This is a genomic window from Catenuloplanes niger, assembly GCF_031458255.1.
Lineage (GTDB): Bacteria > Actinomycetota > Actinomycetes > Mycobacteriales > Micromonosporaceae > Catenuloplanes > Catenuloplanes niger.
Genome location: NZ_JAVDYC010000001.1, coordinates 7,815,819 through 7,835,300, shown reverse-complemented (window position 1 = coordinate 7,835,300; position 19,482 = coordinate 7,815,819). Strand labels below are relative to the sequence as shown.

The 19,482-nt window shown below is 74.0% G+C and carries 18 protein-coding genes; 9 read left to right on the top strand and 9 right to left on the bottom strand.

Annotation, left to right across the window (positions count from 1 at the left end; translation table 11 throughout):
* Positions 1-36: 36 nt before the first annotated feature.
* Positions 37-1,755, top strand: a complete 1,719-nt coding sequence (locus J2S44_RS34350) for a glycosyltransferase family 39 protein (protein ID WP_310422669.1) — start codon at positions 37-39, stop codon at positions 1,753-1,755.
* A 51-nt stretch (positions 1,756-1,806) separates the two neighbouring features.
* On the opposite strand, the gene J2S44_RS34345 is transcribed toward J2S44_RS34350, so the two are convergent.
* Positions 1,807-3,288, bottom strand: a complete 1,482-nt coding sequence (locus J2S44_RS34345; protein WP_310422666.1) for an Nramp family divalent metal transporter — start codon at positions 3,286-3,288, stop codon at positions 1,807-1,809.
* A 78-nt stretch (positions 3,289-3,366) separates the two neighbouring features.
* On the opposite strand from J2S44_RS34345, the gene J2S44_RS34340 reads away from it, so the two are divergent.
* The 3 genes from J2S44_RS34340 (at position 3,367) to J2S44_RS34330 (ending at position 7,783) form a co-directional block, all read left to right on the top strand.
* Positions 3,367-4,815 (top strand): FAD-linked oxidase C-terminal domain-containing protein, encoded by a 1,449-nt coding sequence (locus J2S44_RS34340; protein ID WP_310422661.1) that lies wholly within the window; start codon positions 3,367-3,369, stop codon positions 4,813-4,815.
* A 169-nt stretch (positions 4,816-4,984) separates the two neighbouring features.
* Positions 4,985-6,256 carry an FAD-binding oxidoreductase gene (locus J2S44_RS34335; RefSeq protein ID WP_310422658.1) on the top strand — a complete coding sequence of 424 codons (1,272 nt, stop codon included), beginning with the start codon at positions 4,985-4,987 and terminating at the stop codon, positions 6,254-6,256.
* A gap of 135 nt (positions 6,257-6,391) precedes the next feature.
* Positions 6,392-7,783 carry a (Fe-S)-binding protein gene (locus J2S44_RS34330; RefSeq protein ID WP_310422654.1) on the top strand — a complete coding sequence of 464 codons (1,392 nt, stop codon included), beginning with the start codon at positions 6,392-6,394 and terminating at the stop codon, positions 7,781-7,783.
* On the opposite strand, the gene J2S44_RS34325 is transcribed toward J2S44_RS34330, so the two are convergent.
* Positions 7,770-8,519 carry a TetR/AcrR family transcriptional regulator gene (locus J2S44_RS34325; RefSeq protein WP_374727936.1) on the bottom strand — a complete coding sequence of 250 codons (750 nt, stop codon included), beginning with the start codon at positions 8,517-8,519 and terminating at the stop codon, positions 7,770-7,772. The genes J2S44_RS34330 and J2S44_RS34325 overlap by 14 nt on opposite strands.
* 70 nt (positions 8,520-8,589) lie before the next feature.
* Between J2S44_RS34325 and J2S44_RS34320 the strand changes: the two genes are divergently transcribed.
* The gene (locus J2S44_RS34320; RefSeq protein WP_310422648.1) at positions 8,590-10,866 is read left to right on the top strand and encodes an ATP-binding cassette domain-containing protein; all 2,277 of its coding nucleotides are present in this window, start codon (positions 8,590-8,592) and stop codon (positions 10,864-10,866) included.
* 42 nt (positions 10,867-10,908) lie between these two features.
* Here the strand turns inward: J2S44_RS34320 and J2S44_RS34315 are convergent, their stop codons facing one another.
* A complete protein-coding gene (locus tag J2S44_RS34315) occupies positions 10,909-11,841 on the bottom strand; it encodes a helix-turn-helix transcriptional regulator (RefSeq protein ID WP_310422645.1) in 933 nt (310 codons plus the stop codon).
* Positions 11,842-11,918: 77 nt separating this feature from the next.
* Here J2S44_RS34315 and J2S44_RS34310 point away from each other — a divergent pair, with 77 nt between their 5' ends.
* Together J2S44_RS34310 and J2S44_RS34305 are read left to right on the top strand one after the other, a co-directional pair.
* The gene (locus J2S44_RS34310; protein ID WP_310422643.1) at positions 11,919-12,857 is read left to right on the top strand and encodes an ATP-binding cassette domain-containing protein; all 939 of its coding nucleotides are present in this window, start codon (positions 11,919-11,921) and stop codon (positions 12,855-12,857) included.
* Positions 12,854-13,627: an ABC transporter permease gene (locus tag J2S44_RS34305; RefSeq protein WP_310422638.1), complete on the top strand. Its 774-nt coding sequence runs from the start codon at positions 12,854-12,856 to the stop codon at positions 13,625-13,627. The genes J2S44_RS34310 and J2S44_RS34305 overlap by 4 nt, the downstream gene beginning before the upstream one ends.
* A gap of 97 nt (positions 13,628-13,724) precedes the next feature.
* Here J2S44_RS34305 and J2S44_RS34300 read toward each other — a convergent pair whose 3' ends face one another.
* A complete protein-coding gene (locus tag J2S44_RS34300) occupies positions 13,725-14,342 on the bottom strand; it encodes a response regulator (protein ID WP_310422635.1) in 618 nt (205 codons plus the stop codon).
* Positions 14,339-15,508: a sensor histidine kinase gene (locus J2S44_RS34295; RefSeq protein ID WP_310422632.1), complete on the bottom strand. Its 1,170-nt coding sequence runs from the start codon at positions 15,506-15,508 to the stop codon at positions 14,339-14,341. The genes J2S44_RS34300 and J2S44_RS34295 overlap by 4 nt, the downstream gene beginning before the upstream one ends.
* Positions 15,509-15,698: 190 nt before the next feature.
* Between J2S44_RS34295 and J2S44_RS34290 the strand changes: the two genes are divergently transcribed.
* Positions 15,699-15,887 (top strand): hypothetical protein, encoded by a 189-nt coding sequence (locus J2S44_RS34290; protein ID WP_310422630.1) that lies wholly within the window; start codon positions 15,699-15,701, stop codon positions 15,885-15,887.
* Between the two features lie 286 nt (positions 15,888-16,173).
* Here J2S44_RS34290 and J2S44_RS34285 read toward each other — a convergent pair whose 3' ends face one another.
* On the bottom strand, positions 16,174-16,659 hold the full coding sequence (locus tag J2S44_RS34285; RefSeq protein WP_310422627.1) for an Hsp20/alpha crystallin family protein: 486 nt from the start codon (positions 16,657-16,659) through the stop codon (positions 16,174-16,176).
* Between the two features lie 105 nt (positions 16,660-16,764).
* Here J2S44_RS34285 and J2S44_RS34280 point away from each other — a divergent pair, with 105 nt between their 5' ends.
* Entirely contained in the window at positions 16,765-17,334 is a 570-nt protein-coding gene (locus J2S44_RS34280; RefSeq protein WP_310422624.1) for a dihydrofolate reductase family protein, read from the top strand.
* A gap of 10 nt (positions 17,335-17,344) precedes the next feature.
* Here J2S44_RS34280 and J2S44_RS34275 read toward each other — a convergent pair whose 3' ends face one another.
* The 3 genes from J2S44_RS34275 to J2S44_RS34265 are packed head-to-tail and all read right to left on the bottom strand — an operon-like array spanning position 17,345 to position 19,456.
* A complete protein-coding gene (locus J2S44_RS34275; RefSeq protein ID WP_310422621.1) occupies positions 17,345-18,505 on the bottom strand; it encodes an acyl-CoA dehydrogenase family protein in 1,161 nt (386 codons plus the stop codon).
* Between the two features lie 4 nt (positions 18,506-18,509).
* Positions 18,510-18,875 (bottom strand): DUF427 domain-containing protein, encoded by a 366-nt coding sequence (locus tag J2S44_RS34270; protein WP_310422616.1) that lies wholly within the window; start codon positions 18,873-18,875, stop codon positions 18,510-18,512.
* A 35-nt stretch (positions 18,876-18,910) separates the two neighbouring features.
* Positions 18,911-19,456: a DinB family protein gene (locus J2S44_RS34265; RefSeq protein ID WP_445343978.1), complete on the bottom strand. Its 546-nt coding sequence runs from the start codon at positions 19,454-19,456 to the stop codon at positions 18,911-18,913.
* Positions 19,457-19,482: the final 26 nt, after the last annotated feature.

Genomic DNA, 19,482 nt, shown 5'->3' with positions numbered 1-19,482 from the left:
ACGGCGGCGCGTTCCGCACCGGTAACGTCCCCCGCCGTGACTCCTGCTCGCCGTCTTCTCCGGCCCGCCGACATCGCGCTCGTCGCGGTTCTCGCCGGGGTGGTCCTGCGTCTCTGGCACTACGCGCAGGACGCCTCGCTCTGGCTCGACGAGGCGATGATCGCGATAAACGTCCGCGAGTCCGGGTTCGGCGAGCTGACCGGCGAACTGATGTACAACCAGAGCGCGCCGCTCGCCTGGCTGTGGCTGGTCCGGATCGCCCGGGTGCTGTTCGGCGACGGCGAGCGCGCGCTCCGGCTGGTCCCGCTGCTGCTCGGCATCGCCGGCCTGATCGTCGCCTGGCTGGTCGCCCGCCGCTGGCTCGGCCCGGCCGGCGCGGTCACGCTGGTCGGCCTCTACGCGATCTCCCCGGCGCTGATCCGCTACTCGGCCGAGCTGAAGCAGTACTCGGCCGACGCCACGCTGGTGCTGATGATGGCCGGCGTGGCGCTGTGGGCGCTGGAGCGGTCCGCCGCCGTCCCGTCCCGGCGCTGGCTGCCGATCGCGCTGTTCTGGCTGGCCGCGCTGGTCTCGTCGTGGCTGAGCATGTCCGCGATCCTGGCCGCGCCCGGCTTCGCGCTGGTCCTGGTGGTCGCGATCTGGCGCCGGGACGGTTTCGCCGCCGCGTTCCGGGCCGCCGCGTGGGGCTTCGGGTGGCTGGCGTCGTTCGGCGTGCACTGGGTGGCCGGGCTGGCCGCGACCACGGGTGAGCCGCACCTGAAGCCGTTCTGGACCGAGCGCGGCGCCCTCCCACCGGAGCACCCGAGCGCCGGCCAGCTGCTGGAGTGGGCCGCGGCCCGCCCGGAGGCCCTCGCGATCGAGCCGCTGCACGTACCGGCCGGTGTCGTGTCGGTCCTGTTCTACCTCGCCCTGCTGGCCGGGCTGGGGCTGGCGCTGTGGCGTCGCCCGGCGGCCGGCTGGCTGCTGGCCGCACCGCTGGTCTCCGCGCTGATCTACGGCGCGGTCCGGGCGGTGCCGATGGGCAGCCGGCTGGCGCTGTGGCTCGCCCCGATCATGCTGACGCTGGTCGCGATCGCGGCCGACGCGGCGGTCCGCGCCGCGGTCTCGCCGTTCCCGCGGGCCGCGGCATGGTGGCGTCCGGCGGTCCCCACCGGCACCGGGCCCGGGGAGCGCGCGGCGGGCGACGACGCCGGTGCGGCGCATCCGCCGGCGGGTGCTCCCGCGGCCGGGACCGCCGCGCCCGGCGCGCGGCGGGTGCCGGCCGCCGTCGGTGCGGTCGCGGTGCTGCTCCTGGTCACGATGACCGGGCTGGTGGCCGCGCCGCAGATCGCGCACGCCGGGCGCCCGGTGACCGAGACGCTGACGACGGACGACCGCGGCGGCGTCGAGTGGATCAGTCAGCGGAAGCGCGACGGCGACCTGGTCCTGGTCACCATCTCGTCCGCGCCCTCGATCGTCTGGTACGCGAAGCCGCGGCTGCTGCGGCCGGGACACTACGTGCGCGCGTCCGGCGCGGCGGACTGCGACCCGGCCAAGCTCGACGCGGCGGTCGCCGGGTACCAGCGGCTCCTCGTCTACCAGGGCATCCGCACCGAGCCGAGGACGCCGGCCGCGCTGCTGGCGCAGATCGACCGGCTGGGCACCGTGACCGAGGAGATCGATCTCGGCGAGAGCCACGCCTGGGTGGTGACGCTCCGCCCCACGCCGGGGCCGCCGGACCCGGCGAACTGCATGACGCTGGTGACGCTGTACTGAGCGCGGCGGCCGGTGCGCGGCGGTGCGACCCCGCCGCGTGCCGGGCCCCGGTCAGAACGTCACCAGCGGATCGCCCACCAGGTCCGCGACAAAGTTGACGAAGAAGAAGCCGAAGAACAGCACGTTCGCCACCAGCAGCACGTAGTGCCACGGCCGGGGCCGGGCCGGCCGGGGCAGCCGGCTGTTGAGGTACATCAGCAGGAACGGGTAGATCAGCGCGCCGAGGTTCGACATGTTCGCCGACCACTGCACCAGGTTCACCGGCAGCGCCAGGTGCAGCACGACCGCGATGACGACCAGCAGCGTGAGCATGAACGGGTAGTAGAACCGCCGCGGGTCCCCCTCCACCAGCCTCCGCAGCCGGGGGCTGGTCGCGTGCGCCGCGTCCGTGGCGACGCGCACCATCCCCTCGAAGATGCCCAGCTGCGTGCTGAACAGGATCAGCACGCCCACGGCCAGCGCCACGTAGAACGCGCCGCGGCCGTACGACTCGTCGAGCGCGGCCGCCACGAACGTCGGCACGTTCGCGGCGGTCGGCCGCTCCCCGGCCAGCTGCACGGCGTACGCCATCAGGATCGTCGGCAGCAGCATGCCGAGCATCGCGCCGACGAAGAAGACGCCCCACATGTCCAGCAGCAGCAACCGGTACCAGCGGCGCCACCGGCCGCGGTTCAGGTCGTCGTCCGGGAACGTGACGCCCACGTCGCGCAGTCCGCCGCCGCCACCGCGCAGGCCGGAGATGAACCCGGTGTGGTAGCCCATCCCGTAGCCCTTGTCGCGGTAGTGACCCATCACGTACCAGTTCAGGCCGCTGACCAGCGCGGTGAAGCCGGCCAGGCCGCCGAGCTGGGTCGCGGTGATGCCGGCCGGCGGCGCGGCCGGCGTGACCAGGCCGCGGATGCCCTCCCACCAGATCTCCCACGGGACCACGAGCAGGTCGACGATCAGCAGCGCGACCAGGATCGAGCCGACCATGACCCAGTTCGCCAGCTCCAGCGTGCGGCTGATCCGGCGGGCGGACGCGGTCAGCAGGAACACCAGCACCAGCAGCGCGATCGCCCACAGCCGCGGCTCCTCCGCGCCGGCCGGCGGCGGCTCGCCGTGCACCAGCGCGTAGACGCCCTGACCGGCGGAGGCGGCCCAGCCACCGGCGATGAACGCGAAGATGACGACGAACACGGAGAGCGGGACCCACAGCCACACCCCCGGCGGTACGCGGCCCCACGCGACCACCGGGGCCTCGCCGGTCGCCATGACCGTGCGGGCGCACTCGACGTTGTAGAACGTCTGCAGCACCGCGGAGACCAGGATGACCCAACCGACGCCGACGAAGCCGAACTGGCCGACCGCCTGCGGGCCGAGCAGCCACTCGCCGCTGCCGATCGAGATGCCGAGCGCGATCAGGCTCGGGCCGATCGCGAACTTGACCACCTGCCACGGGCCGAGCCGGGGCACGCCGAACACCTGCTCCGGTTCGGGCAGGTCACGGACGCCGAGCGGTGGCCGGCTGACGCCGAGCGGGTAGTCGCCCATGGAAGCCTCCCGAGCCGAGGGGTATCCACTGTGCTCGATTCGCAACCTTGATCGCAACGAGCGAGTACCGTGACGGTCATGGATGCGCTCGCGGCCGTCACGAAGCACGCCCGCGCGTTGCTGCCGGAGCGGGCGGTGATCACGGACCGGGCCCGGCTGCGGACGTACGACTGCGACGGCCTGACCCATCACCGGGTCGTGCCCGGGCTGGTCGTCCTGCCGGAGACCGCGGAGCAGGTCGCCTCCGTCGTGGCCGCGTGCGCCCGGCACCGGGTGCCGTTCGTCGCCCGCGGCTCGGGCACCGGGCTGTCCGGCGGCGCGCTGCCGCACGCGGCGGGTGTCCTGATCGTCACGTCCCGGCTGCGGCGGATCCTCGCGGTGCGGCCGGCGGACGAGCGTGCGGTCGTCGAACCCGGGGTGATCAACCTGGACGTGACCCGCGCCGCGGCGCCGTACGGGTACCACTACGCGCCGGACCCGTCGAGCCGGCAGATCTGCTCGATCGGCGGCAACGTCGCGGAGAACTCCGGCGGCGCGCACTGCCTGAAGTACGGGTTCACGGCCGGGCACGTGGTCGCGGCCGACCTGGTCACCCCGGACGGTGACCTGGTCACGCTGGGCGGCGAGGCGCCGGACGCGCCCGGTTACGACCTGCTCGGCACCGTGGTCGGCGCGGAGGGCACGCTCGGCGTGGTCACCTCCGTGACCGTGCGGCTGACCCGCGACCCGGAGGCGGTGACCACGCTGCTGGCCGCGTTCCCGGGCACCGACGACGCGGGCGCGGCCACCTCGGCGATCATCGCGGCCGGGATCGTGCCGGCCGCGATCGAGATGATGGACGCGCTCGCGATCGAGGCCGCCGAGGCCGCGGTGGCCTGCGGTTACCCGCCCGGCGCCGGGGCCGTGCTGATCATCGAGCTGGACGGGCCGGCCGCGGACGTGCATGCGGAACTGGCCACGGTCACCCGGCTCTGCGCGTCCGCGACCGAGCTGCGGATCGCGGCCGACGCCGCCGAGCGCGAGCTGATCTGGACGGGCCGCCGGTCCGCGTTCGCCGCGGTCGGCCGGATCAGCCCGGACTACATCGTGCAGGACGGTGTGATCCCGCGGACCGCGCTGCCCGAGGTGCTGCGCGCGATCACCACGCTCGCCGCGGACACCGGCGTCCGCGTCGCGAACGTGTTCCACGCCGGCGACGGCAACCTGCACCCGCTCGTGCTGTTCGACGCGGCCGTCCCCGGCCAGGAGGACCGCGCGGAGGACGTCAGCGGCGCGATCCTCGACCTGTGCGTCACCCACGGCGGTTCGATCACCGGCGAGCACGGCGTCGGCGTCGACAAGGCGAAATATCTGCCGCGCATGTTCACCGACGCCGACCTGGACACGATGCAGCTGGTCCGGTGCGCGTTCGACCCGGCCGGCATCGCGAACCCCGGCAAGATCTTCCCGACCCCGCGCCTCTGCGGCGAGATCCCCCGCACGCACCACGCCGCCACCGAGCCGCCCGCCGCCGCGGAGATCTTCTGATGCGGCCCGCACCACCGAGCAGACCCCGCGGCGGTACGGCGCACCCGCGCGGCCGTCCGGCGGAGCTCGCCGGCGCCGCCGTCCCGGGTCGCGGCCGCCCGGTCCGTGGCGCCGCCGCGCCGCAGCACCCGCCGGGCTCCGGTCGCCCCGCCGCGTCGCGGAGCCGGCGATGACCCGGGACGTCCTGCCGGCGCTGGGCGACGTCTGCGCGCACGCCGGCCCGGCCGACGAGGTGGCCGGGGTCCGCGCCCGCTACCTGGCGCGGCCGGGCGACCCCGCGCAGGTCGCGGACGTGCTGCGGGCCGCGGCCGCGCACGATCTCGCCGTGGTCGCCCGGGGCGGCGGGACCCGGCTGCACTGGGGGCTGCCGCCGGCGCGCGCCGACCTGATCCTCGACCTCTCCGCGATGGACCGGATCGTCGATCACGCCGCCGGTGACCTGGTGCTGGTGGCGGAGGCCGGTGTCCGTCTGGCCGACGTGCAGCGGCACCTCGCCGCGGCCGGTCAACGGCTGGCCGTGGACGGGCAGCCGCCGGGCGCGACGCTCGGCGGCACGGTCGCGCTCGGCCACTCCGGCCCGTCCCGTCTGCTGGCCGGCCCGGTCAAGGACCAGATCATCGGCATCTCCGTGGTCCGCCCGGACGGCACGCCCGCGTCCGCCGGCGGCCGGGTGGTGAAGAACGTCGCCGGGTACGACCTGGGCCGCCTGATGTGCGGCTCCTACGGCACCCTCGCGGTCCTCACCCGGCTGATCTTCCGCCTCCGCCCGCTCCCCGCCGCCCGCGCGTTCGTCGTCGCCCCGGTCCTCGGCCCGTCCCTGGTCGCGCCGCTGGTCGAGGCGGTCGGCACCGCGCAGCTCACCCCGTCCGCGATCGAGCTCGACCTTCCGGCCCCACCGCACGACGACACGGCCGGCCCGGCCACCGGCGCGGTCGTGGTGCTGGTCGAGGGCGTGCCCGCCGCCGTGGCCGCACGCGCCGCGGCCGCGCGCGAGCTGCTGCGGGCGGCCGGCGCGGCGGAGGTGCACGTGCGCGCGGACGCGCCACCCCGCTGGGGCGCGCCACCCGTCACGGACGGCGGCCCGCTGCTGCGGCTGACGTTCGTCCGCTCCGGCCTGCCCGCCGTGCTCTCCGCCGCCCGCGACGCCGGCGCCGCCGTCGCCGGCTCGGCCGCCGCCGGCGTGCTCACCGCCGCGCTCCCGCCCGGCCCGCCGGGCGGCACCGCGGCCCCGCCCGCACGCGTCGCGGCGGCGTTGACCGCGTTACGCGCGGTGTGCGCCCGGTACGGCGGCACCGCGATCGTGCTGGCCGCGCCCGCACCGGTCCGCGACGCGGTCGACGTGTGGGGCCCGGTGCCCGCGCTCGACCTGATGCGCCGGGTGAAGGACCGGTTCGATCCCGGCCGGCGCCTCTCCCCCGGCCGTTTCGTCGGCGGTCTCTGACATGCGACGTCGCCGTCCGGCGCACCGGGACGTCGGGTGCGCCGCGCCCGAGCACGGCCGGACGGCGTACCGCACCACCGGGACCCGCGGCGCGGTGGTCGGTGAGCGGGGTTACCGGGACGCTGGGAGGCGCGGATGAGTGAGGTGCGACGGCCGGATCGGGGGCTGGTCGGGGACTGCGTGCACTGCGGGTTCTGCCTGCCGGCGTGCCCGACCTACGAGTTGTGGGGCGAGGAGATGGACTCGCCGCGCGGGCGGATCCACCTGATCGACCAGCTCATCGACGGCGCGCCGGCCGATGACGTGCTGACCGGGCACCTGGACGCCTGCCTGGGCTGCCTGGCGTGCGTGCCGGCCTGCCCGTCCGGCGTGCGCTACGACCTGCTGATCGGGGCGGCCCGCGCACAGGTCGAGGACGAGTACCGGCGCCCGCCGGCCGACCGGCTGCTGCGCGGCCTGATCTTCGCGTTGTTCCCCCGGCCCGGGCGCCTCCGGCTGCTGCGGGGGCCACTGGCCGCGTACCGTCTGCTGGGTCTGGAAAGGCTGATGGCACGCGACGCGCCGCTGGGACGGTTGACGCCGCGACTGGCGATGCTGGCCCGCCTGGCGCCGAACCGGCGCGACTCCCGCACCCGCCGGTCGCCGGTCCCGCGCGAAGCCGGTCAGGTGCCGGTCCCGCACGAAGCCGGTCAGGTGCCGGCCGCGCAGGTGCCGGCCGCGCGCGAAGCCGGTCAGGTGGCGCTGCCGCGCGTGGCCGGGCGGGGCCCGGGGCGGTGGGGGCGGGAACGGGTGCCGCGGCGCACGCCCGCGCGGGGCACGGTCCGGGCGCGGGTCGGCATGCTGACCGGCTGCGTGCAGCGCGAGTTCTTCCCCGGGGTGAACGCGGCGACCGCGCGCGTGCTGGCCGCCGAGGGCGTCGAGGTGATCGTGCCGGGCCGGCAGGGCTGCTGTGGCGCGCTGTCCCTGCACACCGGGCGGGACCAGGAGGCGCGGCGGTTCGCCCGGCGGACGGTGGACGCGTTCCGGGACGTCGACGTGGTGGTGGCGAACGCGGCCGGCTGCGGGTCCGCGCTGAAGGAGTACCGCGAGCTGCTGGGCGAGGAGCCGCCGTTCCGGGTGGTGGACGTGGCGGAGCTGCTGGACGAGCTGGGCCCGGTGGCGGAACGGCATCCGCTGCCGATCACGGTCGCCTATCACGACGCCTGCCACCTGGCGAACGCGCAGGGGATCAGGACGGCGCCGCGGCGGCTGCTGAGCCAGGTCCCGGGCCTGACGCTGCGGGAGATCGGGGACGGCGGGATGTGCTGCGGGAGCGCGGGGATCTACAACATCCTGCACCCGGAGCCGGCGATGGAGCTGGGCGACCGCAAGGCGGACGCGATCGCGCGGACCGGCGCGGACGTGCTGGTCACCGCGAACCCGGGCTGCCTGCTGCAGATCGCGGACGCGTTCGCCCGGCGGGACGCTCCGGCACCGCGGCTCGCGCACACCGTGGAGATCCTGGACGAGTCGATCAACGGGCGATGAGCGCGGAGATCCCGTCGATGATCCGGTCGAGGCCGAACTCGAGCGCGTGCACCGGGTCGATCATCGCGTTGTGCTCCTGCCCGGCCGCGGTGCCGACCCGGCCGCCGAGCGGGAACCGGGCCTCGCCGCCGCTCATCACCCGCTCCAGGATCGGGCCGGTGCTCTGCCACCACTCCGCGTCGGTCTGGCCACTGTGCTCCTGGGCGCGGCGCAGGGAGTGGCGGGTGCGCCAGACGCCCTCGACGTAGACCAGGACCATGGTCAGCGTGGAGTCCATCTCCACGTCGGTGAGCCCGATGCCGTCCAGCGGGGCCAGCTCCAGCTCGTACTTGCGCAGCACGTTCGGCCCGAGTTCGCCGCGGCCGTCCGTCGCCGCGAGCAGCCACGGGTGACGTTCGTGGAGCGCCCAGTTCTCCCGCGCGATCATCCGGAGGCCGGCCCGCCAGTCCCCGGCGGCGGACGGCGCGGCCGTCGCGTACAGCGTCCCGAGCACGGTGTCGGCCATCAGAGCGGTCAGCTCCGCCTTGCCCGGCACGTGCGTGTAGAGCGACATGGTGCCGACGCCGAGGTGGTCGGCGACGCGGCGCATCACGGCCGCCTCCAGGCCCTCCGCGTCCGCGATCTCGATGGCGGCGGACACGATCGTGCGGACGCTGAGCCCGCTGCGCCCCTCGTGGCGGTGCGCGCCCCAGAGCAGCGCGAGCGTGCGGGCGGGGTCGGGGGCGCGGCGGGTCACGACACACATTCTCCAAGATCGTGGGTGCGGAGCCAAACGTACTACGTACGGTACATGCTACGGTGGCGCGGTGACTGACTACGGGAACATCGAGGTGCGGGGCGCCCGGGAGAACAATCTGCGGGACGTCGATGTCGACATCCCCAAGCGCATGATCACGGTCTTCACCGGCGTCTCCGGGTCCGGCAAGTCGTCGCTGGTGTTCGACACGATCGCGGCCGAGTCGCAGCGGCTGATCAACGAGACCTATCCGGCGTTCGTGCAGAGCCTGATGACCGGTTACGGCCAGCCGGACGCGGACTCGCTGCACAACCTGTCCGCCGCGATCGTGGTCGACCAGAAACGGATGGGCGGCAACTCGCGCTCCACCGTCGGCACCGCCACGGATGCGTACACCATGTTGCGCCTGCTCTTCGCGCGTCTCGGCACACCGCCGGTGCCGCATCCGATCGCGCTGTCGTTCAACGACCCGGCCGGCATGTGCCCGGCCTGCGAGGGGCTCGGTGACGTCTCCACGCTGGACGTGGATCAGCTGGTCGACCGGGACAGGTCGCTCAACGGGGGCGCGCTGCTGCTGCCGCAGTTCGCGGTCGGGCAGTGGTACTGGAGCATCTTCGCGCAGTCCGGCTTCTTCGACCCGGACAAGCGGCTGCGCGACTACACCGCGGAGGAGTGGGAGAAGCTGCTGCACCTGCCGGAGGCGAAGATCAAGCAGCGGATGCCGGGCGGCGGCACGATGAACGCGACCTACGAGGGGCTGCTGCCGAAGTTCCGCCGGCTCTTCCTGAGCAAGGACCTCGACTCGATGCAGCCGGCCGCGCGCGCGATCGTCGAGCGCGTCGCGACCAGGTCCGCGTGCCCGGACTGCGGCGGCACCCGGCTCAACGAGGCGGCCCGCGCCTGCCGGATCGGCGAGCGGAACATCGCGGAGTGCGCCGCGATGGAGGTCACCGACCTGGCCGAGTTCGTCCGGAAGGCGGACGACGGCACGGTCACGCCGCTGGTCACCGCGCTCGCCGACCGGCTCGACAACCTCGCGCACATCGGGCTCGGCTACCTGAGCCTGGACCGGCGCTCGGCCACGCTCTCCGGCGGCGAGTCGCAGCGCGTGAAGATGGTCCGGCACCTGGGGTCGAGCCTGACCGACATCACCTACGTGTTCGACGAGCCGTCCGTGGGCCTGCACCCACACGACATCCACCGGCTCAACGAGCTGCTGGTCCGGCTGCGCGACAAGGGCAACACGGTGCTGGTCGTGGAGCACAAGGCCGCGGTGATCGAGATCGCCGACCACGTGGTCGACATGGGGCCGGACGCGGGCAGCGGCGGCGGCACCGTGGTCTACCAGGGATCCCTCGCCGGCCTCCGGTCGTCCGGCACCGCCACCGGGCTGGCCCTCGCCCGGAGACCGACGGCGAAGGACACGCCCCGCACGGGTACGGGCCGGCTGCGCATCGAGAACGCCCGCACGCACAACCTCAAGGGCGTCACGGTGGAGCTGCCCACCGGCGCGCTGACCGTGGTGACCGGCGTGGCCGGGTCCGGCAAGAGCTCGCTGATCCGCGGCTCGCTCCCCCGGCTGTACCCGGACGCGGTCCTGTTGGACCAGAGCGCGATCAAGGGCTCGCGGCGGTCGACGCCGGCCACCTACACCGGCGTGCTCGACCCGCTGCGCAAGGCCTTCGCGAAGGCGAACGGCGTGAACGCGGCGCTGTTCAGCGCGAACTCGGCCGGTGCCTGCCCACGCTGCGGCGGGGCCGGCCTGATCTACACGGATCTCGCGTTCATGGACCAGGTCGCCACGGTCTGCGAGGAGTGCGAGGGCCGGCGCTTCATCCCGTCCGTGCTGGAGTACACGCTGCGCGGGAAGAACATCGCCGAGGTGCTCGCCATGCCGGTCGCGGAGGCGGCCGAGTTCGTCACGGAGAAGGCCGCGGCACCGGTCCTGGCCGCGATGCTGGACACCGGCCTCGGCTACCTGACGCTCGGCCAGTCGCTGGACACGCTCTCCGGCGGCGAACGACAGCGGCTCCGGCTCGCCATCGCGCTGGCCTCCGGAGCCGGCACCACGCGGCTGTACGTGCTGGACGAGCCGACCACCGGCCTGCACCTGCGGGACGTCGCCCAGCTCAACGACCTGCTCGACCGGCTGGCCGACGCCGGCAACACGGTCGTCGTGATCGAGCACCACCTGGACGTGATCGCCCGCGCGGACTGGATCGTCGACCTCGGTCCGGGCGCCGGTCACGAGGGCGGCGAGCTGGTCTTCGCCGGCCCACCCGCGCGGCTGATGGAGGAACCCCGCTCGGTCACCGGTGACTTCCTCCGCCGTCATCTGGCCGGCTGAGCGACGGCCGTGCACCGGGCCCGCACCGCCGGCCGGCCGGGGTCAGCCGGCGGTGTAGCGCTGCGCGAGGCGGGTGGCCGCCGCGCGCAGCTCCGGCGGGCCCTCGATCTCCAGCGGTACGTCGAACATGCCCATCCCCGCGGCCAGCCCGACCCAGGACCAGGAGCTCATGGTCAGCCGGCAGCGGTCCGCGCCGAGCGGCTCGACCAGGTCGGTGTGCCGCACCCAGGGCGTGACGTACTCCGCGGGCGCGTGCAGCACGGCCGTGCCCCGGCAGGCCGTCACGGTCGACTCGGCGGAGAAGCGCTCCCCGATGTAGGTGGCGACGTCCGGCGCGGGCAGCTCACGCGGCGTGAACCGGGGCCCGTTCGGGGTGCGCGGCGTCATCCGGTCCACCCGGTAGGTGCGCCAGTCGCCCCGGTCGGTGTCCCAGCCGACCAGGTACCAGCGGCCACCCCACATCACCACGTGGTGCGGCTCGCAGCGGCGCACCACGTCCCGGTAGTCGAAGCGCAGCACCTCCCGGGCCCGGACCGCGGCACCGACCGTGAGCAGCACCTCCGCGTCCACCCGCGGCCGGTCCTCGGTGCGGCGCACGGACGTGACCTGCAGCGCGTCCACCCGGTGCCGGAGCCGGGCCGGCATCACCTGGCGGACCGTGGCGAGCGCGCGCAGCGCCGCCTCCTCGATGCCGTCCACGCTGGTGGTGGCCGTCTGCAGCGCGACCGCGACCGCGACGGCCTGATCGGCGTCGAACAGCAGCGGCGGCAGCTCCGCACCGGCGCCCAGCCGGTAGCCGCCGTCCGGGCCCTTCGTGGCCCGCACCGGGTAGCCCAGCTCGCGCAGCCGGTCCACGTCCCGGCGCACCGTGCGCGGGCTGACGCCGAGCCGTTCGGCGAGCGTGCCGCCCGGCCAGTCGCGGCGGGCCTGCAGCAGGGACAGCAGTTTCAGCAGGCGTCCCGAGGTCTCCAGCATGCACCCACGATCGCACGCATCCAGGACAGGTTCTGTCCGCTACCGGGGCCAAGCTGTTCCACGACGAAGGGAGCACGATGATCAGGACACGGAACCTCACGAAGGACTTCGGACCGGTGCACGCGGTCCGCGGCATCACGCTGGACGTCGCGCCGGGCGAACTGTGCGCGGTGCTCGGCCCGAACGGCGCCGGCAAGACCACCACGATGCGCATGCTGACCACGCTGATCGCGCCGACGTCCGGCACCGCGGAGGTGGCCGGTCACGACGTGCGGCGCTCGCCCGGCGAGGTGCGGCGCCGCATCGGGTACGTCGGGCAGGGCAACGGCGCCGGCCACCAGCACCGCGTGCTCGACGAACTGCACAGCCAGGCCGCGATCTACGGGCTGGGGCGCGGCGCCGCCCGTACCCGCGTGGGGTCGTTGGTCGAGGCTCTGGACCTGGGCGATCTGGTCGGGCGGAAGGTGTCGGAGCTGTCCGGCGGTCAGCGGCGCCGGCTGGACGTGGCGATGGGGCTGGTGCACACGCCGAAGCTGCTGTTCCTGGACGAGCCGTCGACCGGGCTGGACCCGCAGAACCGGGCGAACCTCTGGGAACACATCCTGCGGCTGCGCGCGGAGCACGACATGACGATCGTGCTGACCACGCACTACCTGGACGAGGCCGACTCGATGGCCGAGCGGGTGGTGATCGTCGACCACGGCGAGGTGATCGCGGACGACACCGCGACGGCGCTGAAGACCCGGCTGGCCGGTGACCGGGTGTCGTTCACCTGCGCGGCCCCGTCCGACCTCGCCGCGCTGGTGTCGCAGCTGCCCGGCGCGTCGGACGTGTCGATCGCCGGGGACACCGTGGCGGCCCGGGTCGCGGACGGACCGGCCGCCGTCGCCGGGGTGCTGCGCGCCGCGTTCGAGAAGGGCCTGACCGTCGCGGGCGCGCAGACGTTCCGGCCCACGCTCGACGACGTCTTCCTGTCCCTGACCGGCCGCAGCCTGCGCGAGGAGAACGCCTCATGACCACGCTGGTACGCGACACCCGGATCGTCTTCACCCGCGAGCTGAAACCGATGCTCCGGGACCCGTTCTCCGTGGTCTTCGGCCTGGTCCAGCCGCTGGTGTTCCTGGCGCTGTTCGGCCCGTTGCTGGCCGGTTCGGCCGGCGCGGCCGGCCCGGTCACCGCCGGCGGCTCCGTCTGGCAGTGGTTCGTGCCGTCGATCCTGCTGATGACCGCGCTGTTCGGCACGTCCGCGGTCGGGTCGAACCTGCTCTTCGAGTTCCAGACCGGCGCGCACGAGCGGATGATGGTCACCCCGCTGTGCCGGTCGTCGCTGCTGATCGGCCGGTCCCTGAAGGAGATGGTGCCGCTCGCCGGCCAGTCCGTGCTGATCGTGGCCGTGATGGTCCCGTTCGGCTTCACGCTGCACCCGGCCGGCGCGCTGCTCGGCCTGCTGCTGCTGGCCGTGTTCGGCGTCGGCCTGGGCTCGCTCAGCTACGCGCTGGCCATCGCGGTCCGCACGAACGAGTGGATGTTCTGGCTGGTCCAGCAGACGCTGCTGTACCCGCTGATGATCCTCTCCGGGATGCTGCTGCCGCTGGAGAGCGGCCCGGCCTGGATGCGGGTGGCGGCCGCGGCGAATCCGCTGGCCTATCTGGTCGACGCGGAACGGGCGCTGTTCGCCGGCCGGGTCGCGAGCACGGACGCGCTGTGGGGCGCGGTCGCCGCGGGCGTGACCGCCGCGGTCGGGCTGACCGTCGGCATCCGGGCGATGCTGCGCTCCGCGGACTGACGGATCCGCAACCGCCCGGTGGTGCAGGAGCCGGCCCGACGGCCGCCGGCCGCGCAGCCACCGGCCTTCGCGGCCGGCCTCGGCGGTGCCGGGCGGGTCAGAGCCAGCCGCGGCGGTGTGCGATCCGGACCGCCTCGACCCGGGAGCGCGCGTCCAGCTTCGACATGACGGTGGACAGGTAGTTGCGGACCGTCCCGTGCGAGAGGAACAGCTCGGCGGCGATCGCCCGGCTGCTGAGCCCCCGGTCCACCAGGCGCAGGATCTCCTGTTCGCGCGCGGAGAGCACGTTGGGTCCGCTGCGCAGGGCGTCCGCGGCGAGCTGCGGGTCGATGACGATCGTCCCGGCCGCGACGTTCTTGATCGCGTCGATCAGCCGTGCCCCGGTGGTCGCCTTGACGAGATATCCGGAGGCGCCGGCGGTCAGCGCCCGGTGCAGGTGCCCGCTGCCCGGCAGCGCGGTCAGCAGGATGACCCGGCACTCCGGGTGGGCGTCGGTCACCAGCCGCGCCGCCTCGATCCCGGTGGCACCGGGCATGTCCACGTCGAGCAGTGCCACGTCCGGACGGTGTCTCTGCACCGCCGGCAGCACCTGGTCACCGCGCCCGACCCGGGCCACGACCGTGAACGCGGGCTCGGTGCTCAACAGCGCCTCGAACGCCTCCGCGACGAGCTCGACGTCCTCGGCGATCAGCAGCCGCAGCGGTCGCTCGCTCATGCGCCGGCCATCTCCCGGCCGGTCGCCGCCGGTGCCGTCCCGCCGTCCGGGATCCGCACGACGACCCGGAACCGGCCGCCGGGGATCGCCTCGGCCGTGAGCGCTCCGCGCAGCGCCGCGACCCGCGTGCGGAGGTCGTCGAGCCCGGTGTGGGCGCTCTCGCCGGCCGACGGGACGACCCCGTTGTTGACGACGGTGACGACGACGGTCCCGGATTCGCGCACGACGCCGATCCGGCACCAGGTGGGCCGCCCGTGCTTGAGCGTGTTCGTCACCGCCTCCCGGACCACCGCGGCCAGGATCTGGTCGACGGCATGGTCGTCCACCGGGACGGCGTCGATCTCCGCCCGCACACCGACCAGTTCGAACAGCTCGCGGGCGCTGGCCAGCTCGTCGCCGAGGCTGATCAGCGCCGGACCGCTGGTCAGCGCCCGGAGTCTGGCCTGGCCGTCGATGACCAGCGACTGCAGCGCGGTGAGCTGGCCACGGCAACGCTCCAGATCGGAGTCGAGCAGCCGCAGCGCGGCCTCGTTGCGCAGCGAGACCGCGACGAGCGTGCGGCCGAGCAGGTCGTGCAGCTCACGCGAGATGCGCGTGCGCTCCTCGTCCACCCGGGCACGGGCCATCTCCTCCCGGGTCCGGCGCAACTCGTCGAGCACGATGCGCAGCCGGGTCACGACATGGAGCCCGAAGCCGCAGACCAGCACCGTCACGGCGATGATGGCCAAGGCCTGGGCGCGGGTGCCGTCGGACTTCACGAGCAGCAGGAGCAGGTCCACCGCGCAGATCAGCACCACGACCAGCAACCCTCGCCGGCCGGTCGCGACGAGCAGCGCCGCGGCCAGCGCCGGCGCCGGCATCGTCCAGGCGCTGCCCAGACCGAGCACCAGCAGCGACGCCACCACCTGGGTCCAGACGAGCACCTGGATCCGCCGGCCGCGGACGCCCCGGAGGAACAGCGTCTCCAGCCGCAGGTAGCACCCGGCGGTCACGAAGCTCAACACGACGCACACCACCGCGACCGGCGGGGTCACGAGTTCGTTCCCCTGCTGGCGCTGGCCGAAGACCTGCCCGACGCTCAGCACGAGCATGAGCATGAGCAGCAGCCACACGCTCACGATGGCCGCGACCTCACCGGGCGCCGTCGACCGGCTCCAGCGGAACATCCGGCGCCTCCCCCAAGATCGCGGACCGTGCGCGGGCCACGATAGCCGGTGGGCACACGTCGATGACAGTTGTCATGCCGGAGCGCTGACGCCTGACCCTGATGCCGGCCGGGCGCCGGTTCCTACAGTGATCAACAGATCGACCGACCGCCGCGCCGCCGGCCCGGAGGCGAACCGAAACGGAGCAGACATGTCCACAGTCATCAACACGAAGAGCCCGGTCTTCTGGGTCGTGGTCTTCGCCGGCGCGATCCTCCCCACGCTCGGCCTGCACGGCATCGCCCAGGTGGCCGCGACGCTGTTCGTCGTCGCCTTCGTCGTCACCGGCTTCGTCCTCGCCCGCCGGCCGAAGCGCACCGCCGCGGCCGAGCGGCGCTGACCCGGCGGGCCGGGGCGGACGACCGACCGCCACGGCGGGCCCGCCGGCCCGCGGCACACCCGGGGACCGGACACGAAACGGCCGCGGAGCGTGCAGACTCCGCGGCCGTTCGTTCCTTCCTGATGCCCGGCCGGCCCGCGGCCGGCAGTCGGGGTGCCGGCCGTCCCACGGCCGGGCATTCCAGGTGCCGGCCGGCTCAGCAGCGGGTCGGTGCCGTTCTGCCGAGCCGGGGCGTCGTGGGCCGGTCCGGCAGGGGTTGGCGCCGGCCTGCCGGACCGGAGCGTGCTCAGGCCCGCTCGGCCGGGGCGGCCTCGACGGCCGGGGCGGCGGTGACCGCGGTCGCGCCGGCCGTGACCGGGATGCGCCGGGCCTCGCGGCCCGCGTAGGCACCGGTCACCCGGACGCTGAGCACGCCCGCGTCGTAGGTGGCGGAGACCGCCTCGGAGGTGGTGTGCTGCGGGAGGCCGAAGCTGCGGCGGAAGGTGCCGTAGCGGACCTCGCGGAGGCTGCGGCCGTCGCGCTGCTCGGCGCGCTCGTCGCGGCGCTCGCCACGGACCGTCAGGCGGCCGCCGTCGACCTCGACCGTCACGTCGTTGTCGACGTCCACGCCCGGCAGCTCCAGCCGGACCACCGCGTCGTCACCGTCCCGGAACACCTCGGCGGCCGGCGTGAAACCGGCCGGGCGGGTCGTGGTGACCGGGCCGAAAGCGTTGCGCACCAGCGCGTCGAAGTCCGCGAACGGGTCGCGCCGGGTCCAGATCGTGTTGCTCATGTCCATCTCCCCATGTTGTCGCTTCCGATGGAGATAACTTGAGTCGGTCGCGCTCAATTCCGGGGCGGGATGTGTGCCGGGCCACTCGTCTGGCACGATCTCCGGATGAGACGGCTGACCTACTACATCGCGACCACCATCGACGGGTTCATCTGCGGGCCGGGCGGGGAGTTCGACTTCTTCCCGATGACCGCGGACGTGCTGGCGGCGATCAACGCGGAGTGGCCGGAGACGGTGCCGAGCCACCTGCGCGGGCCGGCGGGCCTGGCGGACGCGCCGAACCGGCACTTCGACACCGTGCTGATGGGCCGCGGTTCCTACGAGCCGGGCCTGGCCGCGGGCGTCACCAGCCCGTACGCGCATCTGCGCCAGATCGTCTTCTCCCGCACGCTGACCGTCGAGGACCCGGCGGTCGAGGTCGTCTCCGGCGAGGACCCGGTCGAGGTGGTGCGGCGGCTGAAGCGGGAGGACGGGCTGGGCATCTGGCTGTGCGGCGGCGCCGACCTGGCCGGGCAGCTGCTGCCGGAGATCGACGAACTGATCGTGAAGCGGTACCCGGTGGTGGCGGGCGCGGGCAAGCCGATGTTCGGCACCGGTTTCGGCCCGGTGCCGTTCACGCTGGCCGAGAGCCGCACGTTCGAGTCCGGCACGGTGGTCGGCTTCTACCAGCGGTAGACCGCGCACATCAGCGGTAGGCCGCGTACCCGGTCAGCGCCTCGCCGATGACCAGCGTGTGGATCTCCGAGGTGCCCTCGTAGGTGAGCACCGACTCGAGGTTGTTGGCGTGCCGCAGCGGCGAGTACTCGAGAGTGATGCCGCTGCCGCCGAGGATGGTCCGGCACTCCCGGGCGATCGCCAGCGCCTCCCGCACGTTGTTCAGCTTGCCGGCGCTGACCTGGTGCGGCTGCAGCCGGCCGCCGTCCTTGAGCCGGCCCAGGTGGATCGCGAGCAGCGCGGCCGTGCCGAGCGTGACGCCCATGTCCGCGAGCTTCTGCTGGGTGAGCTGGAACGCCGCGATCGGCCTGCCGAACTGCACCCGCTCGCGCGCGTAGTCCAGCGCCACGGTCAGGCAGTCGCGGGCCGCGCCGACCGCGCCGAAGCAGATGCCGAACCGGGCCTCGTTCAGGCAGCTCAGCGGCGCACGCAGGCCGCGCGCCTCGGGCAGCTGGGCGTCGGCCGGCAGCCGCACGTCCACCAGCGACAGCTCCGCCGTGACCGACGCGCGCAGCGACAGCTTCCCCTTGATCGTGCGGGCGGTGAAGCCGGGCGTGCCGGCCGGCACCAGGAAGCCGCGGATGCCGTCCTCGGTCGCGGCCCAGATCGTGGCCACGTCCGCGATGCTGCCGTTCGTGATCCACATCTTGGTGCCGTTGAGGACCCAGTCGTCGCCGTCGCGGACCGCGCGGGTGCGCATGTGCGCCGGGTCGCTGCCGAAGTCGGGTTCGGTGAGCCCGAAGCAGCCGACCGCCTCGCCCGCGGCCATCCGGGGCAGCCAGTGCTGTTTCTGCTCCGCCGACCCGAACCGGTGGATCGAGTACATGGCCAGCGAGCCCTGCACGGAGACGAAGCTGCGCAGGCCGGAGTCGGCCGCCTCCAGCTCGAGGCAGGCCAGGCCGTACGCGGTGGCGGACGTGCCGGCGCACCCGAACCCGTCCAGGTGCATGCCGAGCAGCCCGAGGCGGCCCAGCTCCGGCGCGAGCTCGCGCGGGAACGTGCCGGCCTCGAACCACTCGGCCAGGTGCGGGCGGACCCGGTCCGCGAGGAACCGGGCCACGGTCGCCTGGATCTGGCGTTCCTCGTCGGTCAGCAGGCCGGCGACGTCCAGCAGGTCCAGCGGGTCCCGCATGTGCTCAGCCCTCTTCGATCGCGACGATCTCGACCTTGTCCGGGTAGAACGCGATGTGGCCGGCGATCGCGGCGACCGCGTCGTACGGCTCCGGGTAGTGCCAGACCGCGTCCGCCAGGTCGCCGTTCTCGGTGCGGATCGTGTAGTACGACGCCTGACCCTTGTACGGGCAGGTGGTGTGCGTGTCCGTCGGGACCAGCACGGACTCGTCCGCGTCGGCCAGCGGCACGTAGTAGACGACCGGGTAGGACGCCTCCTTCAGTGCCAGCGCCGCGTGCGTGTCCGCGATGATCTTCTCGCCCGCGCGCACCACGACGCGCGCCTTCGCCGGTTCCACCGTGATCGGGTGGTCCGGCCCGGGGATCTTCATCTCGGGGCCTCCCTCTTCGTGTGTCGCCCGCCAGCCTATCGGTCGCGGTAGAGGTCGCGGAGGAGTGCGATCTCCGCACCGTGGTGGATCACCTCACGGTGGATGTGCAGCACCAGCGTGGCCATCGGCGCGTCCGGGAAGGCCTCCGGTGGGCCGCACGGCCGGGCCAGCGCCGCGTCGTCCAGTGCCCGGACGCCCGCGATCCACGCCGCGTAGCCCGCGTCGAGCTGGGTGAGCGCGCCGTTCGCCGAACCCGCGTAGTCGTGCGAACCGTAGTCGACGGCCGGGCCACCGAAGTGGGTCGCGACCCGCAGCCCGAACACGCCGACGATCACGTGCCCGAGCCGCCACGCGATCGTGGTCACCGGCGGCGGCTCCGGCTGCGGGAACGCGAAGTCGATGGTGAACTCGCCGCTGCCCGCGGCGATCGGCGCCGCACCGGTGCCGCGCCGGCGCACGCTCCAGCAGCCGTCGACCGGCTCCCAGAAGTACTCCTCGTCGGTCAGGCCGGCGAGCCGCGGCCGCAGCTGGTTCTCCCAGTGCCAGGCCAGTTGCCCGGCCAGCTCATGACTCCACCGCACGCTCGTCATGACCCCCAACCTCCCAC

Bases quoted from the DNA above. Each gene is read 5' to 3' on its own strand.
- J2S44_RS34270 (WP_310422616.1), bottom strand. From the start codon at position 18,875: ATGAAGATCCCCGGGCCGGACCACCCGATCACGGTGGAACCGGCGAAG.
- J2S44_RS34340 (WP_310422661.1), top strand. From the start codon at position 3,367: ATGGATGCGCTCGCGGCCGTCACGAAGCACGCCCGCGCGTTGCTGCCG.
- J2S44_RS34280 (WP_310422624.1), top strand. From the start codon at position 16,765: ATGAGACGGCTGACCTACTACATCGCGACCACCATCGACGGGTTCATC.
- J2S44_RS34345 (WP_310422666.1), bottom strand. From the start codon at position 3,288: ATGGGCGACTACCCGCTCGGCGTCAGCCGGCCACCGCTCGGCGTCCGT.
- J2S44_RS34275 (WP_310422621.1), bottom strand. From the start codon at position 18,505: ATGCGGGACCCGCTGGACCTGCTGGACGTCGCCGGCCTGCTGACCGAC.
- J2S44_RS34330 (WP_310422654.1), top strand. From the start codon at position 6,392: ATGAGTGAGGTGCGACGGCCGGATCGGGGGCTGGTCGGGGACTGCGTG.
- J2S44_RS34315 (WP_310422645.1), bottom strand. From the start codon at position 11,841: ATGCTGGAGACCTCGGGACGCCTGCTGAAACTGCTGTCCCTGCTGCAG.
- J2S44_RS34300 (WP_310422635.1), bottom strand. From the start codon at position 14,342: ATGAGCGAGCGACCGCTGCGGCTGCTGATCGCCGAGGACGTCGAGCTC.
- J2S44_RS34290 (WP_310422630.1), top strand. From the start codon at position 15,699: ATGTCCACAGTCATCAACACGAAGAGCCCGGTCTTCTGGGTCGTGGTC.
- J2S44_RS34295 (WP_310422632.1), bottom strand. From the start codon at position 15,508: ATGTTCCGCTGGAGCCGGTCGACGGCGCCCGGTGAGGTCGCGGCCATC.
- J2S44_RS34285 (WP_310422627.1), bottom strand. From the start codon at position 16,659: ATGAGCAACACGATCTGGACCCGGCGCGACCCGTTCGCGGACTTCGAC.
- J2S44_RS34310 (WP_310422643.1), top strand. From the start codon at position 11,919: ATGATCAGGACACGGAACCTCACGAAGGACTTCGGACCGGTGCACGCG.
- J2S44_RS34305 (WP_310422638.1), top strand. From the start codon at position 12,854: ATGACCACGCTGGTACGCGACACCCGGATCGTCTTCACCCGCGAGCTG.
- J2S44_RS34335 (WP_310422658.1), top strand. From the start codon at position 4,985: ATGACCCGGGACGTCCTGCCGGCGCTGGGCGACGTCTGCGCGCACGCC.